Genomic DNA, 16,917 nt, shown 5'->3' on the forward strand with positions numbered 1-16,917 from the left:
TCTGGCGGGCGCCCCCGCCGCGGCGGGCGGGGGGGGGGGGGGCGGGGGTCGGCGCGGGGGGTGTCGGGTGTCCGGCCCGTCGAGGTGGGGCCGCGGAGCCCCCCCCCCCCCCCCCCCCCCAGGACTCCCCAGGGGGCCGGAAGGTTGTACGGCCGGTGTCGGAAGAGGGTCGCGGGCGGTGTCGCCGATGCCGGTCTGGGGGCTCGGAGCCTCTGGCCGGGGGCGAGGGCGTGGCGGAGTCCGCCACGCCCTCACCCGATCTCCCGGGAGATCGCAGGGTCGTACGTGTCGCGCCCGGGATTCAGGCGACGCTGTTGAACTTCGTGCCCTCGCCCGCGTACAGCGACGTCGACTGACGGCTGAGGGGCGCGGTGGTGGAGCCCGTCGAGCGGTAGACGTACGTGCCGGCCGAGCCGTACCCGATCAGGTCGGGGCGGCCGTCGCCGGTGACGTCTCCCGCGCCGACGAGCTGGGAGAAGCCGCCCCAGCCGCCGCCGATCCTGATGCGGGGCGCGAAGGTGCCGTTGCCGTAGCCCAGGTGGAGCCACAGCACGCCGGCGGTGTCGCGGGCGACGAGGTCCCCGGCGGCGGCGCCGGCGATGTTGCCGGTGGCGGTGATCTGGTTGTAGACGCCCCAGCCGCCGCCGACGCGGACGCGCGCGGCGAAGGGCGCGGTGGCGGAGCCGGTGCCCTTGTAGAACCAGAGGACGCCGGCGGCGTCGGTGGCGAGGAGGTCGGACCGGCCGTCGTTGTTGAGGTCGGAGCCGCCGGTGAGCTGCTTGTAGCCGCCCCAGCCGCCGCCGATCCGCACGCGGGCGGGGAGGGTGCCGTCGCCCTTGCCGAGGTAGTGGTAGAGCGTGCCCGAGCCGTCCAGGGCGATCAGGTCGCCGTGGGAGGTGCCGGCGATGTCGCCGACGGCCTCGATCTGCCGGTAGGTCCCCCAGCCCGTGCCGATCTTCGTCCGGCGGGCGGGCTTGGCCTGCCCGCCGACCGGCTGGTCGAAGAGGTCGTCCCGCCACAGGGCGCCGGAGGCGTCCCGGGCGATGACGTCGGTCGAGCCGTTGTCGTTGAGGTCGTGCGCGTTGGCCCGGCGCACGACCTGGAAGCTGCCCGAGATGCTCGCCGGGCCGCCGACGCCGTCGGTCGGTGCCGCGGTGGCCTTCCAGGTGTAGCTGCCGTTGGGGGCGCTGATGCCGTCCAGGATGCCGTCCCAGGCGAAGGCGAAACGGTTCCCCGGGAGGGGGGTGCCCAGGCGCTTGGTGAGCTTCCTGCCCGTGGTGACGTGCGTGAGGGTGACGTCCACGGTGGCGTTGCCCCGCGACAGGGTCCACTCCATGGGGAGCGTGGTGCCGGCCTTCTCGAAGTCGACGTGGGTGGCGACCCGGGCGTCGGCGAACCCCACGGCCATGACCCGTCCGGTGGTGACCTCCAGCGTGACCGCCGGGCGGGCGCCGCCGCTGCCGGAGATCCTGAAGAGACCGTCGCCGTCCGGGCCGAAGCCGCGTACGAGCAGGGAGCCGTCGGGGGCGTGGGCCACGCTGGAGAAGTTGTCCAGGACCTTGTACGGCTGGGCCGCCGCGTCGGTCAGGCTGCGCGCGTACAGCGGTCCGGGCGTCTCCGCGGTGGCGGTGCCCGGGACGCCGTAGAGGACGGTGTCCCCGACGATGCCCGCGACGACGGCCCGGGTCAGCGCGCCGGTCAGGGGGATGCGCGTGGTCGTGCCGGCGCCGAGCCGGTGTGCGCCGATCTCCCGGCCGCCGTCCTGTGCCGTGCGGACCCACGCCTCCCAGGAGGAGGTGAGGGCGCCGGTGGACGACTGGTCCCACTCGGGGGTGCCCGAGCTGCCGCCCCAGTCGAGGACGGAGCCGCTGCCGACGTTCGACCTGGCGTACCAGTACACGATCCGGTCGGTGGGGATGTACGGCTCGCGGACGCTGCCCAGGACGACGAAGTCGTTGCCGGCGGAGGCGACGACCTTGTAGGCGATGTTCTTGGGACGGGAGGAGAGCTTGTTCTTCCTGGTGACGCCGTTGGCCTTCGAGAGCTGCCACAGCTCGTGGTAGTCCCCGGTGGTCGACACGCTGACGAAGAGGTTCTCGCCGACCACGCCGACGAGCTCCGTGCTGCCGGACGGGAATTCGGCCCCGATGTTGAAGGACGCGCGCCAGGCGCCGCCGTTCCTCATGTCCCGTACGGAGAGGATGCCGCCGTCGCCCGTCACGAGGAGGTCGGAGTGGGTGTCGTAGCCGACGATGCCGGTGCCGACCGACGTCACCGATCCGTCGGCGTACGTGTGCCATTCCAGGATCGCGGTTCCGGCCGCGTCCTTCCGGGAGGTGAGGTAGCCGGTGTCACCGGCGCTGACGACCTCGGCGTCGACGGGCAGGTTCGTCGCCGTGGCGCCGGTGGCGCCCGCCACCACCGCCGGGACGGCCGCGACGGCCGGGACGGTGACGAGGGTCCCCGCCACGGCGGTGACCGTGGAGAGGGTGAGGACGGCGGCCGCGAGACGACGGCCGGAGGTGCGGGTGTGCTTCACGTTCGCTTCCCTGTTCGCTGTGCCCGGAAGAAGGACTGGGGTGTCGCCCGAAAGCGGGGCCATGCTCAGAAGACCGAGTTGAACGAGGCCGCGTCCGAGTGCACCGAGGTGAAGACCCCCGGCTTGAACGGGGCGGTCGCGCTGCCCGTGCCCGAGTAGAGCCGGGAGCCGGACGCCCCGACCGCGTACAGGTCGTTCAGGCCGTCGCGGTCGAGGTCGCCGGCGCCGACGAGGGACGTGAAGGAACCCCAGCCGCTGCCGATCCGCACGCGGGCGGCGAAGCCGCCGCTCCCGTTGCCCTGGTGGAGCCAGAGGACGCCCGCGGTGTCGCGGGCGACGAGGTCGCCGTGGGCCGAGCCCGCGATGTTCCCGACGGCGGTGATCTGGTTGTAGGCGTTCCAGCCGCCGCCGACCCGGACCCGGGCCGCGAACGCGCCGTCCCACTTGCCCGTTCCCTTGTAGAACCACAGGACGCCGCCGGTGTCGACGGCGAGGAGGTCGGGCCTGCCGTCGCCGTCGAGGTCGCTGCCGCCGGTGATCTTGTTGTACGCGTTCCAGCCGGCGCCGATCCTCGTGCGGGCCGCGAAGGTGCCGTCGCCCTTGCCCAGGTACTGCCACAGGACACCGGAGGCGTCGCGGGCGACGACGTCCGCGGCCGGGCCGCCCGCGATGTTGCCGACGGCCTCCAGCTGGTTGTAGATCTGCCAGCCGGTGCCGATCCGGGTCCGCCCGGACGAGTAGACCTCCGAGGAGGACGGGGTCTTCACGGTGTCGTCGCGGAACAGCCCGCCCGCGGCGTCGCGCGCGAGCAGGTCCGGGCTGCCGTTGTCCGTGTGGTCGTGCAGGCCCGTCTTGCGCAGGACCTTGAAGGTGCCGGTCCGGACGAGGTCCGGTCCGATGCCGTTGAGGGGCTTGGCCCTCAGCTCCCAGACGTAGGCGCCGCTGGGCGCGAAGCCGGCGGAGTCGCCGACGTTCTGGGTGACGAGACCGCCCCAGTTCATGGTGACGGTGCTCGTCGCCCTGACCTGACCGTCGTAGCCGGAGAAGGCCAGCTCCGCCTTCTTGCCGGTGGCCACGTGACGCAGGGTCGCGGTGCCCTGGGCGTTGGACCGGTTCAGGGTCCAGGCGAGCGTCGCCCGGCCGCCGGAGGCGTCGAGGTCGACCGTGCCCGGGACGAGCGCGGACGTGACGTCGAGCTGCGTCTTCCTGCCGGTGGTGGCGACGAGGGAGGCGACCGGGGTGCCGGACCCGTCCGGGGCGATCCGGTAGACGCCCTCTCCGGCCGCCACCGAGCCGCCGCGCACGAGGACGGACCCGTCGGGGGCCGTCACCATCGAGTCGACGTGGTCGAGGAGCCTGACCTGGGTGTTCGGGGAGGTGAGGGAGCGGGCGGTCAGCGGGTACTGCGTCGACGGGTCGGTGGCGCTGCCGCCGCCCGGCTGCCCGGTCACCGCCCAGCCGCCCACGAGGGCGAGGTCGAGCGGGGCTCCCTGGATCGTCGCGCCGAGCGGCACGGTGGTCCGGTCGCCGCCGCCGCGCGGGACGGTGACGAGCTGCGCGCCGGTGCCGGTCGTGTTCTCGACCCAGGCGAACCGGTCGGCCGTGAGGTAGACGCCGGTCCTGGGCGCCTTGGTGCCCACGGGGACCGTCTCCGTGATCGTGCCGGTGGCGAGCTCGACGGCGGCGAGGTGGAACTCGGCCTCGGCACCGGTGCCGCGCCGGTACTGGAGCAGCGCCGTGCCGTCGAGGGTGGCCGCGACGCGCACGTCCCGCGCGTCGAACGGGAGCGCCACGTCACGGGTGGTCGGCGAGGTCGAGTAGCCGCTGGGCCGGCTCATGAGGAAGGCGTCGAGCGCCCCGTTCGAGTCGACGGCGGTCATGACGAGGGACTGCCCGGACACCCCGGCGAGGGAGTAGCGGGAGTCGCCGTTCGTCAGCCCGATCGGCCGGGCACCCGGATCGGCCATGTCGTACAGCGTGTAGCTGGACTCGGTGTCCTTGCGGCCGACGACGTAGTCCGAGCGGCCGCCGGAGTACTGGGTCCGGCCGTCCAGGATCTTCGTGGTGCCGTCCGCGTAGCTCGTCCAGCGGTACTCGGACGTGAAGTCGGGGAAGGTCCGCCGGCTCAGGAAGCCGGTGCTGCCCGCGCTGACGAGGCGGATGTCGTCCGCGACGGTGACCGCGGTCGCGGAGGCCGCGCTCGTGGACGCGCCGACGGGCGCGGGGGCGGCGGTCGCCGGGGCCGTGGTGAGGGCCGCGCCCGCCGTGACGGCGAGGACGACCGTGACGGCGGCGGTGAGACGGCGCCGGGGAACGTGGTTCAGAGACACGTGCGAGTCCTTCGAAGGAGGGCGGACGGACGGGGCGCGCCTGTGGCGGGGCACCCCGGTGGTGCGTCTGCTCGTGCGACGTCGGAAGGCGTCGGAAGGCGTCAGGAGGCGTCGGACGGCGCGCCGGGAGACGTCGGAAGGCACCGGAAGGCGTGACGAGGCGTCGGTGACGTCAGGCGGCGGGGCCGTACGGGCCGGTGGTGCCCGTCGGGATCGCGCCGGCCCGTACGGCCGCGAAGGCGTCGTGGAGCGTCACGACCTTGACGACGGCGACGGAGCGGGCGTCGCCGCTCGCCGGGAAGCCGGTCTTCGCCGTGGCCGGGCCGTGGCGGTGGGTCGTGTGCGTGGTGCGTGCTGCGTTCAAGGTCTTCCCCCGTGAGAACCGAACGTCGCACACGCGCTCGCGTGTGCGACGTTCGGTCAGACACTCGAAGGGATCAAGAGGTTGTACGCCGGGACGCCGAAATCCCGTCGGGAGAAGCGGGGCCGTCCGTTCCGTTCCGCCCGCCGCCGCGGCGGCCTGACCGGCCGGATCGTCCTACCGTCCCCGACGCTCCACCACGCCCCGTACGAACGCCGCCTGCCCCGCGTGCTGGAGGTCGTCCGCGATCACCGACACCAGGCGGACACCGAGGGTCACGGGCGGGTCCCAGCGGGTGTCGACGACACGGTCCAGGTCGGCGTTCGTGACCCCGTGGACCAGCTCCTCGGTGCGGGCGTGCACCGCGTCGTGGTAGCCGAGCAGCAGCTCCGCCGGGACGCGGACCGCGTCGACCTGCGCCCTCGTCTGCCCGTAGCCGGTGGCGTGCTCCGGGAAGGGCAGCCCGAAGCGGTCCGCCCAGCCGTCCGAGGTCCACACCTGCTCCGTACCGAAGGCGTCCGCGACGTGGTCGTCCTGGACGCGGGTGAGGTGCCAGACGAGCCAGGCGACCGAATTGGCGTCGGGATCGACGCGGGCGGCGAGCTCCTCGTCGGCGAGTCCCTCCACGGCCTCGTGGACGACCTCGCGGATCCGGCCGAACGCGTCGACCAGCAGACCGGCACTGTTCACGGCTGGTTCCTCTCCGCTCGTCCCCCCGCCTTCCACCGCTCCACCTCGGCCTCCACGTCGAACGGCCTCAGGTTCAGCGGGGGACCGGCCGGCGGCCGGGCGAGGGCTTCGGCGATCCTGGTGTTGATCTCCCCGAGGACGCGGCGGACCTGGCTCTCGGAGACCGCCGCGGCGACCGCCGCCTCCGCGTCCTCGGCCGCCTTGCGCAGGGCCAGGGAGGGTGGCAGCACGGACGCGCCCTCGCGGTGCATCTTGCCCTTGATCCACCAGAGCTCGTCGTACGGGGCCGAGTCGTCGGGGAGGGGCTTCCCGAAGCCGGACAGGGCGCGGAACTCGCCGCGCTCCGCCGCCTCGCGGATCTGTTTGTCGACGAACGACTCGAAGCTGACTCCGGGCGGCTTGCGTTCGGTCATGTGTCCAGCGTACGGAAAGGGCAGGAGCCCCGCTCGTGCCCTGGGGCACGGAGCGGGGCTCCTTGGGTACTGCTCTAGTCGTGCGCGTTCGCCGACCCGGGCAACTTAGGCCGGGGAGACGTTCTCCGCCTGCGGGCCCTTCGGGCCCTGCGTGACGTCGAAGGTCACGAGCTGGTTCTCCTCGAGCGAGCGGAAGCCGTTCGCGTTGATCGCGGAGTAGTGGACGAAGACATCCGGGCCGCCGCCGTCCTGGGCGATGAAGCCGAAGCCCTTTTCAGCGTTGAACCACTTCACGGTTCCGGTAGCCATGAGCCCTCCTATGGGCCAAAGGGTCGCCCTGCTCCAGAACCTGCAAACAAGTCTGAAAACTACAAAAGCCTGCGGGTCACATGCTCCGCAGGCTCTGTACTGCAAGGGAAACCAAACTGCAACTTGCGTTGAGCGTAGCACGCAGGACGCTCGGGGCGGTAGAGGGAAAGATCACGTCACCCGCATGTTTGATTCCGCTCCGTGTGCTGACACGTGTGCCCCGCCGATGCCCACACCGTGAGACGGGTCTAGCCTCGCGATGTGGACAAAGCAACCGACGACCACCAGCGCAGCCGGCCCCGCGTCGGACACATCCAGTTCCTGAACTGCCTGCCCCTCTACTGGGGCCTCGCCAGGACCGGGACGCTCCTCGATCTCGAGCTCACCAAGGACACCCCGGAGAAGCTCAGCGAGCGGCTCGTGCGGGGCGACCTCGACATCGGGCCCATCACCCTCGTCGAGTACCTCCGCAACGCGGAGGACCTGGTCGCGCTCCCCGACATCGCCGTCGGCTGCGACGGCCCCGTCATGTCCTGCGTGATCGTCTCCCAGCGCCCCCTGGAGGAGCTCGACCGCGCGCGCGTGGCCCTCGGCTCCACGTCCCGCACCTCGGTCCGCCTCGCCCAGCTGCTGCTGGCCGAGCAGTACGGGGTCGAGCCCGACTACTACTCCTGCCCGCCGGACCTGGGCCTGATGATGCAGGAGGCGGACGCCGCCGTCCTCATCGGCGACGCCGCCCTCCGGGCCTCCCTGCACGACGCGCCCCGGCTCGGCCTCCAGGTCCACGACCTGGGACTCATGTGGAAGGAGTGGACGGGCCTGCCGTTCGTCTTCGCCGTCTGGGCGGCCCGCAAGGACTACCTGGCGCGCGAACCGGAGACCGTCCACGAGGTCCACCAGGCGTTCCTGGCCTCCCGCGACCTCTCCCTCGAAGAGGTCGCCAAGGTCGCCGAGCAGGCCGCCCGCTGGGAGACCTTCGACGCCGAACTCCTGGAGCGGTACTTCCGCACGCTCGACTTCCGATTCGGCCCCGAGCAGCTCGCGGGCGTACGGGAGTTCGCCCGCCGCACCGGCCCCACGACCGGCTTCCCCGCGGACGTCAGGGTGGAACTCCTGCCGCCCCCGGTGCGATAAGCGGCACGGCCGCACGGAATGGTGCGGGAAAGAAATACCGGTAGGTCCTCCCGCGCACCGGGCGGGCCTTTTCGGGTCGCTCCCGTTAATAGGGGGCGGCCCGGCCCCGGCGGACGGGTCCCGGACCGCCGGGGGACCGGCAAGCGGGCCGCGCCCGGAATTCACCGGATATTCGCCGGAGGCCCGTACGGACACCCTGCGGAAGCCGCCGGAAGCCCTGGCGTACGCTGGTTCGGTCGATCAGAACCCCTCCGAAAGGGACGCACCCGGTGACCGAGAAGGCCGAACTCCAGTCTGTTCTCGACCGCGCCGCCGCGGGTGGCCGGATCACCCCCGAGGAGGCGCTCGACCTCTACCGCTCGGCGCCCCTGCACGCGCTGGGCGCCGCCGCCGACGCCGTGCGCCGCCGCCGGTACGCGGGGACCGAGCACATCGCGACGTACATCATCGAGCGGAACATCAACTACACGAACGTCTGTGTGACGGCGTGCAAGTTCTGCGCGTTCTACGCCGCCCCCAAGGACACCAAGAAGGGCTGGACCCGGGACCTCGACGACATCCTGCGCCGCTGCGCGGAGACCGTGGAGCTCGGCGGCACCCAGATCATGTTCCAGGGCGGCCACCACCCGGACTTCGGGGTCGAGTACTACGAGAAGCACTTCGCCGCCATCAAGAAGGACTTCCCGCAGCTGGTCATCCACTCCCTCGGCGCCTCCGAGGTCGAGCACATGGCCCGCATCTCCGGCGTCTCCGTCGAGGAGGCGATCACCCGCATCCACGCCGCCGGTCTCGACTCCTTCGCGGGCGCCGGCGCCGAGCTGCTCCCCGAGCGGCCGCGCAAGGCCATCGCCCCGCTCAAGGAGAGCGGCGAGCGCTGGCTGGAGATCATGGAGATCGCCCACAAGCTGGGCGTCGAGTCCACCTCCACCATGCTGATGGGCACCGGCGAGACCAACGCCGAGCGGATCGAGCACCTGCGCATGATCCGTGACGTGCAGGACCGGACGGGCGGCTTCCGGGCCTTCATCCCGTACACGTACCAGCCCGAGAACAACCACCTCAAGGGCCGCACGCAGGCCACGCTCTTCGAGTACCTGCGGATGATCTCGATCGCCCGCCTCTTCCTCGACAACGTCGCCCACATCCAGGGCTCGTGGCTCACCACGGGCAAGGAGATCGGCCAGCTCACCCTGCACTACGGCGCGGACGACCTCGGCTCGATCATGCTGGAGGAGAACGTCGTCTCCTCCGCGGGCGCCAAGCACCGCTCCAACCTGCGCGAGATGATCGACATGATCCGCACGGCGGACCGCGTCCCGGCGCAGCGCACCACGACCTACGAGCACATCGTGGTCCACGACGACCCGGCGAACGACCCGGTCGACGAGCGCGTCGCCTCGCACATCTCCTCCACGGCGATCGAGGGCGGCACGGCACACCCCGAGCTGAAGCTCCTCGACGCCCGCTGAGACGCGCGTGCCGACCCTCCACGTCGCCGAGGCGACGCCCGGGCTCGCCGTCCTGGTGGACGGCCCGCTCGTCGCGGCCGTCGGCCCGTACGACGAACTGGCCGAGGCGCACCAGGACGCCCGGCTGCGCCGCTGGCCGGGCATCCTCACGCCCGGCCTGCTCAACCCGTACGCCCCCGAGCTCCTGGAGCGGACCTACCACCCGGACCCGCGCGAGGCCGACACGTACGGCACCGCGCCGGTCACGGGGGAGCGGGCCGCGGAGATCCTCCGCGCCGACCCCGCCCGGCTCGGCGCGAGCGCGCGGCGCGGGGTCCAGCGGATGCTGGCGCACGGCACGGTCGCCGTCGCCGGGGAGCTGCGCGCCCGGGGCGCGGTCGACGCGGTGCGCCGCGCGGGCCTCGCGGTCGGCCGGCGTCCCGAGGTCCTCCCGGGACCCCCGGCGCTGTCGCCCGTACCCCTGATCCTGCTGCCGCGCCTGGCCCCCGGCGGCCCGGCCCGCTTCGCCGTCTTCGACGTCCCCGACACGGCGGCGCTGGTGCGCCGGGGAGCGTCGACGTGCGTGGCGACGGTGATCGACGGGCGGCTGGTCTACCGGTCGCGCTGAGCCCCCTCGCGGGGGGCCGTCCGGTCCCGCGCCGTGCTCCGCCGGGCGGGCCCGCTCCGGGCGGCCGGGGCCCGCCTGCCAGAATGGGCGGATCCGTCCGCACCCGATCTTGCGAGGCCGAACGCCGGTGACCCGAGCATCCCTGGACAAGCAGCCGCACGAAGTCGCCTCCATGTTCGACGACGTGGCGGCCAACTACGACCTGACCAACGACGTGCTCTCGCTCGGCCAGGACCGGCGCTGGCGCAAGGAGGTCGCCCGGGCGGTCGACGCGCGCCCCGCGCAGAAGATCCTCGACCTCGCGGCCGGTACGGCCACCTCCTCGCAGCCCTTCGCCCGCGCGGGGGCGTACGTCGTCCCGTGCGACTTCTCCCTCGGGATGCTGAAGGTCGGCAAGAAGCGGCACCCCTGGATGCCGTTCACCGCGGGCGACGGCATGCGGCTGCCCTTCAGGGACGACGTCTTCGACGCCGTCACGATCTCCTTCGGGCTGCGCAACATCCAGGACACCGAGCAGGCGCTCCGCGAGCTGTACCGGGTGACGAAGCCCGGCGGCCGGGTGGTGATCTGCGAGTTCTCGCACGCCACCTGGGCGCCCTTCCGGACGGTGTACGAGGAGTACCTGATGCGCGCGCTGCCGTCGGTGGCCCGGGCGGTCTCGTCCAACCCCGACGCGTACGTGTACCTCGCCGAGTCCATCCAGTCCTGGCCGGACCAGCCCACGCTCGCGGGCCTCCTGCGGAAGGCCGGCTGGTCGAACGTGGCCTGGCGGAACCTGACCGGCGGCATCGTCGCCCTGCACCGCGGCTTCAAGGCCTAGGGAGTGTCGTGTCGGACGGGCCGGGCTCGCGCGCCCGGCCCGATCGACAGGACACCCTCCCCCGGCGACTACTTGGCGTACATGCCGTAGCCGCCGACGCCGGTGTACACCGAGTCCGCCACCTTCCGGTGGACGAAGGCGCCGCTCAGCCGGTCCGTCGGCGGGGTGTTCACGACCGGGCCCGTCGCCGTCCGCGTCACCAGGGTGGTGGAGCCGCCGCCGTCCAGGTTGATGGCGTCGATGATCCCGAGGTCGGGGTCGCTCAGGAGGGTGGCGAAGTCCCGCAGGTAGGCGCCGTCCTCGTTGGCCTCCTTGTACACACCGTCCTCGGTGGTCTCGCCGCTGAGGGTGGCGAGCACCGGGCGGCCGTAGACGTTGGTGCCGAGCGCCGTGCGCGAGTCGATGCAGATCTGGGTGGTGCCGTTCCTGCCCGTCCGCTCCTCGCTGCACGACTGGGGCAGCTCCGTGGGGATCGCCCCGTTGCGGAGCAGCTGGTGGAAGGAGCTGACGACGTCGACCGAGTCGTCCAGCGGGATGTCGCGGTCCAGGGTGACGTCGTGGAGCTTCTGGTCGATCGTCACGCGGTCGTCGACGGCGAGCCGGTCGCGGAGCCACTGCGCCCCGGTGCCGATGCCCTGGATGATCCGGCCGCCCGCCGGGACGACGGTCCCGCCGCGGCCCTCGCGGACCTTGGTGACGACGCCGTGCGCGTCGATGGCGACCTCGAAGCCGGCGTCGGTGGTGGCGACGACCTTCGGGTCGGTGCCGGGCCTGGGCACGGGAAGGCCGTAGTCGTCGGTGAACACGACGATCTCGTCGGGGTCGGTGTAGACGTACGGCTTCGCGCTCACCAGGGTGTCCTCGGCGTCGCGCGCGCAGTGCGTGGGCCGGCCCGGGGTCCGGTTGAAGTCGTCGATCCGTACGGTCTCGCCGGAGGGCCCGATCAGCTTCAGGTCGGTGCGGAGCTTGGTGATGTACGGGGTGCCGTACTGGATCACCGCACCGGTGCTGCCCTTGCCGCCGGTCCAGCAGCTGGAGCTGTGCAGGACGCCGTCGGTGGCCGAGACGCTGGAGTGCACCGGGATGTCCGCGCCGGAGCCGGCGGGTTCCAGCTGGAACAGGCCGCCGTTGACGCCCGCGTACGGGTGGCGGGTCGGGGCGGAGACCTGGGCGAGCTGGTCGATCACCTTCTCGGCCGCTCCGTCGCTCGCTCCGACGGTGCTCTCCAGGGTGAGGGCCCCGGCGGTGGGATCGATCTCGACGATCTGGAGGATGCGGGGCCTGACGCGGTTGTCGGGGCTCGTTCCCGTCTGGAGGTCGACCTTCTCGGTCCAGGTGGTGCGGGTGACACCGGCGGCGATCCTGACCGTGGAGGTCTTCGTCCACAGGGCGAGCGGGTCGGCCGCCGGCTGTTCGGCGTTCGCGGCGGGGGAGGTGAGGGTGAGGGCGGCGCCGAGCGCGGCGGCCACGGCCGCCCAGGGCCGGAGGCGGTTCCTGGTCACTGGCATTCCGCCGTTCCGTTGACGAGCTCGTGCGACTGGACGGTCCTGACGAACGGCTCGGGGATGGTGGTGCTGTCGCCGCGCAGGACGACGTACGCGCCGTACTTCCTGGAGTCGGCCGGGTCGGTCCAGCTGCCGGTGAACGTCGGCTCGGGGTAGAAGCAGACGTGCTTCCGCGTCCGGTTCCAGACGGACTTGGGCGCGGCCGCGGCGCCGTAGCTGTTCCCGTAGTTCTGGGTGGCCGCGTCGGTCTTCGGGAGGTGGACGGTCATCGGGCCGCGGCCGTTGGGTCCGGTGAACGTGCAGACCCGGTTGTCGGGGCAGCGCTCGTAGCCGGTGAAGCAGCGGGCGCGGGCCGGGACCAGCTTGTGGGAGCGGACGGCGCCGGCCTCGTAGGCGTCCTTGTTGGCCGGCTTGACGGTCTGCAGGACGCCGCCGTACTGGGGGTCACCGTAGACGCAGGCCCAGAGGGCGGTGTTGTTCTTCGCCGAGAGGGCCTTGCCGTCCCAGGCCGGGTCGTAACTCTCCAGACTCTGCCGGTCGGTGAAGTCCCGCCGCTCGCCGGTGCCGTCGGCGCCGGAGTAGAGGCAGAACGTGGCGGCCGGGCAGTCGTCGAAGGGGAGCGGATCGGCGTTCGCGGGGAGGACGAGGAAGGCCGCGCTGAGGAGGGCGAGGACCGCCGTCACCAGAGAGCCCCGTCGTATGTGTGCGCGAGTAAGGGTCACGGAAGGTGATCTTGCAGTGAGGGGTGGCCCTCCGGCCAGTAGATTCCAGGCCCCCATAGACTGCCCGGGTACGTCCGTACCGCCCCCTGCCGTCGAGTCTCCGGGAGATCCGCCGTGACCGAGAAGCCCCTCTCCGAGCACAGCGCTGATGTGATCGTCGTCGGGGCGGGCCCGGCCGGCTCCACCACCGCGTACTACCTGGCCAAGGCCGGACTCGACGTCCTGCTCCTGGAGAAGACCGCGTTCCCCCGCGAGAAGGTCTGCGGCGACGGCCTCACCCCCCGCGCCACCAAGCAGCTCGTCTCCATGGGCATCGACATCTCCGAAGAGGCCGGCTGGCTGCGCAACAAGGGCCTGCGGATCATCGGCGGCGGAGTCCGGCTCGAACTGGACTGGCCGGAGCTCGCCTCGTACCCGGACTACGGACTCGTCCGCAAGCGCGACGACTTCGACGAGCAGCTGGCCCGCCAGGCGCAGAGGGCCGGCGCCCGGCTGTACGAGCGCTGCAACGTCGGCGCGCCGGTCATCGACGACCGCACGGGCCGGATCACCGGTGTCCACGCGAAGCTGGGCGAGGAGAAGCGCGAGGTCACCTTCCACGCGCCGCTCGTCGTCGCCGCCGACGGCAACTCCACCCGGCTGTCCGTGGCGATGGGCCTGCACCGGCGCGAGGACCGCCCGATGGGCGTCGCCGTGCGGACGTACTTCACCAGCCCCCGCCACGACGACGACTACCTGGAGTCCTGGCTGGAGCTGTGGGACCGGCGCGGCCCGCAGGACCGGCTCCTGCCCGGCTACGGCTGGATCTTCCCGATGGGCGACGGCACGTCCAACGTCGGCCTCGGCATCCTCGACTCGTCCTCCGCCTTCAAGGAGCTGGACTGGCGCGAGGTCCTGAAGGCCTGGTGCGCCTCCATGCCGGAGGACTGGGGCTACACCCCGGAGAACATGACGACGCCGATCCGCGGCGCCGCCCTGCCGATGGCCTTCAACCGCCAGCCGCACTACACCCGGGGCCTGCTGCTCGTCGGTGACGCGGGCGGCCTCGTCAACCCGTTCAACGGCGAGGGCATCGCCTACGCGATGGAGTCGGGCCAGATCGCGGCCGACGTCATCGTCCAGGCGCACGCCCGCGCGACCCCGGCCCAGCGCGAGCTGGCCCTGCGGAACTACCCGCAGATCCTCAAGGACACCTACGGCGGGTACTACACGCTGGGCCGCGCGTTCGTTAAGCTCATCGGCAACCCGAAGATCATGAAGCTGGCGACCCAGCGCGGTCTGACCCACCCGCTGCTGATGAAGTTCACGCTGAAGATGCTGGCCAACCTCACCGACCCCACGGGCGGCGACGCGATGGACCGCATCATCAACGGCCTCTCGAAGGTGGCCCCGAAGGCCTGAACGACCTGCGGTGGTCCGTCGGGGACACCCCGACGGCGCGGGTGAAGTGGCGGCGCAGGTTGGCCGCCGTACCGAGTCCGGTGTGGTCGCCGATCTGCTCCACGGGCAGGTCGGTCGACTCCAGGAGCGTCTGCGCGCGGGCCACCCGCTGCTGGAGCAGCCACTGCAGTGGGGTGGTGCCGCAGGCCTCCTGGACCCGTCGGTGGAAGGTCCGCGGGCTCAGCCGGGCCCGCCGGGCCAGCAGGTCGACGGTGGGCCTGGCCTCCGGCACGATGGGCCGGCACGACCAGGCGGCGGGCGAGCTGTCCGGCGACGCCCGCGCCGAGGTCCTTGCGGACCAGGTGCAGACAGAGGTCGAGGGCGGCGGTGGCCCCGGCGCTGGTGAGGACCGTGCCCTCGTCGGTGTAGAGCACCGCTCCTCGGCCTCATGTGGTCGGTCTTCGGCGGCTGGCGTCCAGGTGGCGACCATCGGCCATCTGCTGCACGCGGGTGAGGTGCGGGGCGTCGACGGGCGGCTGCCGCGGCTGCACCTGGAGCTGATGCGGAGCGCGGTGGAGGCGGGTCACGGCGGCGACAGCTACGCCCGGATCATCGAGGTCTTCCGCACGTAGGGCAGAACGCCCCCGAAGGGGCGGACAGGGCGAAAGCCGTCACTCCCCCGAGGAGTGACGGCTTTTCACCGTGAAGGCGCAATCAGAGGATGCGGACCGCGCCGGAGGGCGTGTCCCAGTCCATCGTGTGCTCGACGACACCGCTGGACGGGTTCTGCGCGCCGACGTACTTGCCGCCGCCGACGTAGATCGCGACGTGGTACGAGCCGCTGCGGCTGCCCCAGTACAGGACGTCGCCGGGCTGGAGGTCGCTCAGCGAGACGGAGGTGCCCATGCTCGACTGCTCGTACGAGATGCGCGGCAGGTCGATGCCGGCGGCCTTGTAGGCGGCCTGCACCAGGCCCGAGCAGTCCCAGGAGTTGGGGCCGGTGCCGCCGGAGACGTACGCGTCGCCGATCTGCGCCCTGGCGAAGGCCACGATCGCGGCGGCGGAGCCGGAGGGGGCCTGCGTCCGGCTGTCGTTCTGCGAGGCGGTGGAGCCGCTGTCCGACGACGAGGAGCCGCTGTCGTTCGACGTGCTCGTGCTGGAGAGCTGGGTGCGGGCGGAGTCGCGGGAGGCGCGCTCCTCGGCCTCCTTGCGCTCCTGCTCGGCCTTGAGGCGGGCCTTCTCGGCACGCTCGGCCGCGGCCTTGCGCTCGGCCTCGGCCTTGGCCTTCTTGGCCTCCTTGGCGGCGCTCTGCAGCGCCGTGTCCTCGCGGGACTGGAGGCTCTGGTCGAGGGCCTCCTGCTGGGAGGCCTCGGCGGAGGCGGCGACGGCGCTGGCGAGGCCGGTGACGCCGTCGAGGGAGCCCAGGGTGGGCATTTCGATGGTCTCGGTCACCGGCTCGGCATTCGCCGGCCCGGCAGCACCGGCCACCGCGATGGTGCCGAGGACGCCACCGGCAACTCCGGCGCGGAGCGCGAGCTTCGAGGCGCTGCGGCGGGGCTTCCGGTGGCTGGGTATGTGAGCGGTGTGGGACATGGGTACAACCGCTATCAGGGCATCACGGTTCCCTTCAAGAAACGTGGGTTGCGCCACAGTTACGTTCGGAGTCTGTGAATCCGCTTCCGTGGCAGCCTTATTGACGCCGTAACGGGCAAATCGGGCACGGCTCATCCGGCCCTTGATCACGGGTTTTCGTTGAAAAGCCCGAATTGCCCGACGCTTACCACCTCTTGACACCGATGGCCAAGCTCTCTTCTTTTGGGCTTCCCGTGAAGTGACGCAGGTCACATCCGCGTCTCGCGCGAGCTCGTGAAAGCGCGCACGCGTCCACCTCTGTACGCCGGACCCCCCGACCGGGCGACGGGCGGATCCTTTATCACCCGGGTGCGTCCATCGCCAATTTGCCTGTAGTGGCCAACACTTGATAGTGCGACACCCCCTCCGAGCAGCGATTTCCGGTCCGGATGTCACATCTGGTGATCACCTGGGTGCTTCGCGCAACAAGATCACCGCTCATCCGACTTCATGATCCTTCGTCAGGTGGCGGAGATCACAAAGTCCTTGCTGTACCCCGTGTCGCAGATCACAGAGGGGCGGGCATAAGATGCGGGGCAGCCGGGCTTGTGAACTGCCTCACATGGGGGCGATCTTTCATGGCCCGGCGGTGCGGTCCAACGGTCAAGGACGACTGGAAGGAGCGAGGAGCGTGAATGCGTACGCGCCCGTCCTCGTGCTCGGTGCCCTGGGTGCGGGGTTTGCGATCTTCTCCGTGGTCATGGCCACGCTTATCGGGCCAAAGCGGTACAACAGGGCAAAGCTTGAGGCGTACGAGTGCGGCATCGAACCGACGCCCACTCCCGCCGGAGGCGGTCGCTTCCCGATCAAGTACTACCTGACGGCGATGCTCTTCATCGTCTTCGACATCGAGATCGTCTTCCTCTACCCCTGGGCCGTCACCTTCGACGCCCTGGGGCTTTTCGGGCTCGTGGAGATGCTGCTCTTCGTGCTCACCGTCTTCGTCGCCTACGCGTACGTGTGGCGGCGCGGCGGCCTGGAATGGGACTGAGGGGCTGAGGGGCAC

The 16,917-nt window shown here is 71.6% G+C and carries 16 protein-coding genes and 1 pseudogene; 7 read left to right on the forward strand and 10 right to left on the reverse strand.

Going from position 1 to position 16,917, the window contains the following annotated elements; translation table 11 throughout:
- Positions 1–301: 301 nt before the first annotated feature.
- The 6 genes from ACFV2S_RS25960 to ACFV2S_RS25985 all read right to left on the reverse strand — a co-directional run bounded on the left by ACFV2S_RS25960 (position 302) and on the right by ACFV2S_RS25985 (position 6,642).
- Positions 302–2,539 (reverse strand): FG-GAP repeat domain-containing protein, encoded by a 2,238-nt coding sequence (locus tag ACFV2S_RS25960; RefSeq protein WP_385563654.1) that lies wholly within the window; start codon positions 2,537–2,539, stop codon positions 302–304.
- 65 nt (positions 2,540–2,604) lie between these two features.
- On the reverse strand, positions 2,605–4,869 hold the full coding sequence (locus tag ACFV2S_RS25965) for an FG-GAP repeat domain-containing protein (protein WP_385563657.1): 2,265 nt from the start codon (positions 4,867–4,869) through the stop codon (positions 2,605–2,607).
- 172 nt (positions 4,870–5,041) lie between these two features.
- Complete coding sequence (locus tag ACFV2S_RS25970) at positions 5,042–5,233, reverse strand: hypothetical protein (protein WP_385563660.1); 192 nt, start codon at positions 5,231–5,233, stop codon at positions 5,042–5,044.
- 174 nt (positions 5,234–5,407) lie between these two features.
- Positions 5,408–5,920, reverse strand: a complete 513-nt coding sequence (locus ACFV2S_RS25975; protein ID WP_385563663.1) for a DUF664 domain-containing protein — start codon at positions 5,918–5,920, stop codon at positions 5,408–5,410.
- Positions 5,917–6,333 carry a DUF1992 domain-containing protein gene (locus ACFV2S_RS25980; RefSeq protein WP_385563666.1) on the reverse strand — a complete coding sequence of 139 codons (417 nt, stop codon included), beginning with the start codon at positions 6,331–6,333 and terminating at the stop codon, positions 5,917–5,919. Before ACFV2S_RS25980 ends, ACFV2S_RS25975 begins: the two co-directional genes overlap by 4 nt.
- A 105-nt stretch (positions 6,334–6,438) precedes the next feature.
- Positions 6,439–6,642, reverse strand: a complete 204-nt coding sequence (locus tag ACFV2S_RS25985; RefSeq protein WP_015035453.1) for a cold-shock protein — start codon at positions 6,640–6,642, stop codon at positions 6,439–6,441.
- A 261-nt stretch (positions 6,643–6,903) separates the two neighbouring features.
- Here ACFV2S_RS25985 and ACFV2S_RS25990 point away from each other — a divergent pair, with 261 nt between their 5' ends.
- The 4 genes from ACFV2S_RS25990 (at position 6,904) to ACFV2S_RS26005 (ending at position 10,672) form a co-directional block, all read left to right on the forward strand.
- Entirely contained in the window at positions 6,904–7,776 is an 873-nt protein-coding gene (locus ACFV2S_RS25990; RefSeq protein ID WP_383792599.1) for a menaquinone biosynthetic enzyme MqnA/MqnD family protein, read from the forward strand.
- A gap of 269 nt (positions 7,777–8,045) precedes the next feature.
- Positions 8,046–9,245, forward strand: coding sequence for a cyclic dehypoxanthinyl futalosine synthase (gene mqnC, locus ACFV2S_RS25995; protein WP_385563670.1), 1,200 nt, complete (start codon positions 8,046–8,048; stop codon positions 9,243–9,245).
- A gap of 7 nt (positions 9,246–9,252) precedes the next feature.
- Positions 9,253–9,852: a hypothetical protein gene (locus ACFV2S_RS26000; RefSeq protein ID WP_385563673.1), complete on the forward strand. Its 600-nt coding sequence runs from the start codon at positions 9,253–9,255 to the stop codon at positions 9,850–9,852.
- Positions 9,853–9,979: 127 nt separating this feature from the next.
- The gene (locus ACFV2S_RS26005; protein WP_385563676.1) at positions 9,980–10,672 is read left to right on the forward strand and encodes a demethylmenaquinone methyltransferase; all 693 of its coding nucleotides are present in this window, start codon (positions 9,980–9,982) and stop codon (positions 10,670–10,672) included.
- A gap of 68 nt (positions 10,673–10,740) precedes the next feature.
- On the opposite strand, the gene ACFV2S_RS26010 is transcribed toward ACFV2S_RS26005, so the two are convergent.
- Together ACFV2S_RS26010 and ACFV2S_RS26015 are read right to left on the reverse strand one after the other, a co-directional pair.
- A complete protein-coding gene (locus tag ACFV2S_RS26010; protein WP_385563678.1) occupies positions 10,741–12,180 on the reverse strand; it encodes a phosphodiester glycosidase family protein in 1,440 nt (479 codons plus the stop codon).
- Positions 12,171–12,860, reverse strand: a complete 690-nt coding sequence (locus ACFV2S_RS26015) for a peptidase inhibitor family I36 protein (protein ID WP_385563681.1) — start codon at positions 12,858–12,860, stop codon at positions 12,171–12,173. The genes ACFV2S_RS26010 and ACFV2S_RS26015 overlap by 10 nt, the downstream gene beginning before the upstream one ends.
- Before the next feature lie 153 nt (positions 12,861–13,013).
- On the opposite strand from ACFV2S_RS26015, the gene ACFV2S_RS26020 reads away from it, so the two are divergent.
- Positions 13,014–14,300, forward strand: coding sequence for a geranylgeranyl reductase family protein (locus ACFV2S_RS26020; RefSeq protein WP_385563684.1), 1,287 nt, complete (start codon positions 13,014–13,016; stop codon positions 14,298–14,300).
- Here the strand turns inward: ACFV2S_RS26020 and ACFV2S_RS26025 are convergent.
- Positions 14,266–14,716: pseudogene (locus tag ACFV2S_RS26025) on the reverse strand (helix-turn-helix domain-containing protein); the annotation flags it as partial. The gene ACFV2S_RS26020 and the pseudogene ACFV2S_RS26025 sit on opposite strands and share 35 nt — an antisense overlap.
- Between ACFV2S_RS26025 and ACFV2S_RS26030 the strand changes: the two are divergent.
- The gene (locus ACFV2S_RS26030; RefSeq protein WP_385563781.1) at positions 14,642–14,911 is read left to right on the forward strand and encodes a hypothetical protein; all 270 of its coding nucleotides are present in this window, start codon (positions 14,642–14,644) and stop codon (positions 14,909–14,911) included. The pseudogene ACFV2S_RS26025 and the gene ACFV2S_RS26030 overlap by 75 nt on opposite strands.
- Before the next feature lie 82 nt (positions 14,912–14,993).
- Here ACFV2S_RS26030 and ACFV2S_RS26035 read toward each other — a convergent pair whose 3' ends face one another.
- Complete coding sequence (locus ACFV2S_RS26035; RefSeq protein ID WP_383792625.1) at positions 14,994–15,872, reverse strand: C40 family peptidase; 879 nt, start codon at positions 15,870–15,872, stop codon at positions 14,994–14,996.
- Between the two features lie 670 nt (positions 15,873–16,542).
- On the opposite strand from ACFV2S_RS26035, the gene ACFV2S_RS26040 reads away from it, so the two are divergent.
- Positions 16,543–16,902 carry an NADH-quinone oxidoreductase subunit A gene (locus ACFV2S_RS26040; RefSeq protein WP_019888619.1) on the forward strand — a complete coding sequence of 120 codons (360 nt, stop codon included), beginning with the start codon at positions 16,543–16,545 and terminating at the stop codon, positions 16,900–16,902.
- Positions 16,903–16,917 lie beyond the last annotated feature (15 nt).

The organism is Streptomyces sp. NPDC059695 (assembly GCF_042733785.1).
In the GTDB taxonomy this organism is placed as follows: Bacteria; Actinomycetota; Actinomycetes; order Streptomycetales; family Streptomycetaceae; genus Streptomyces.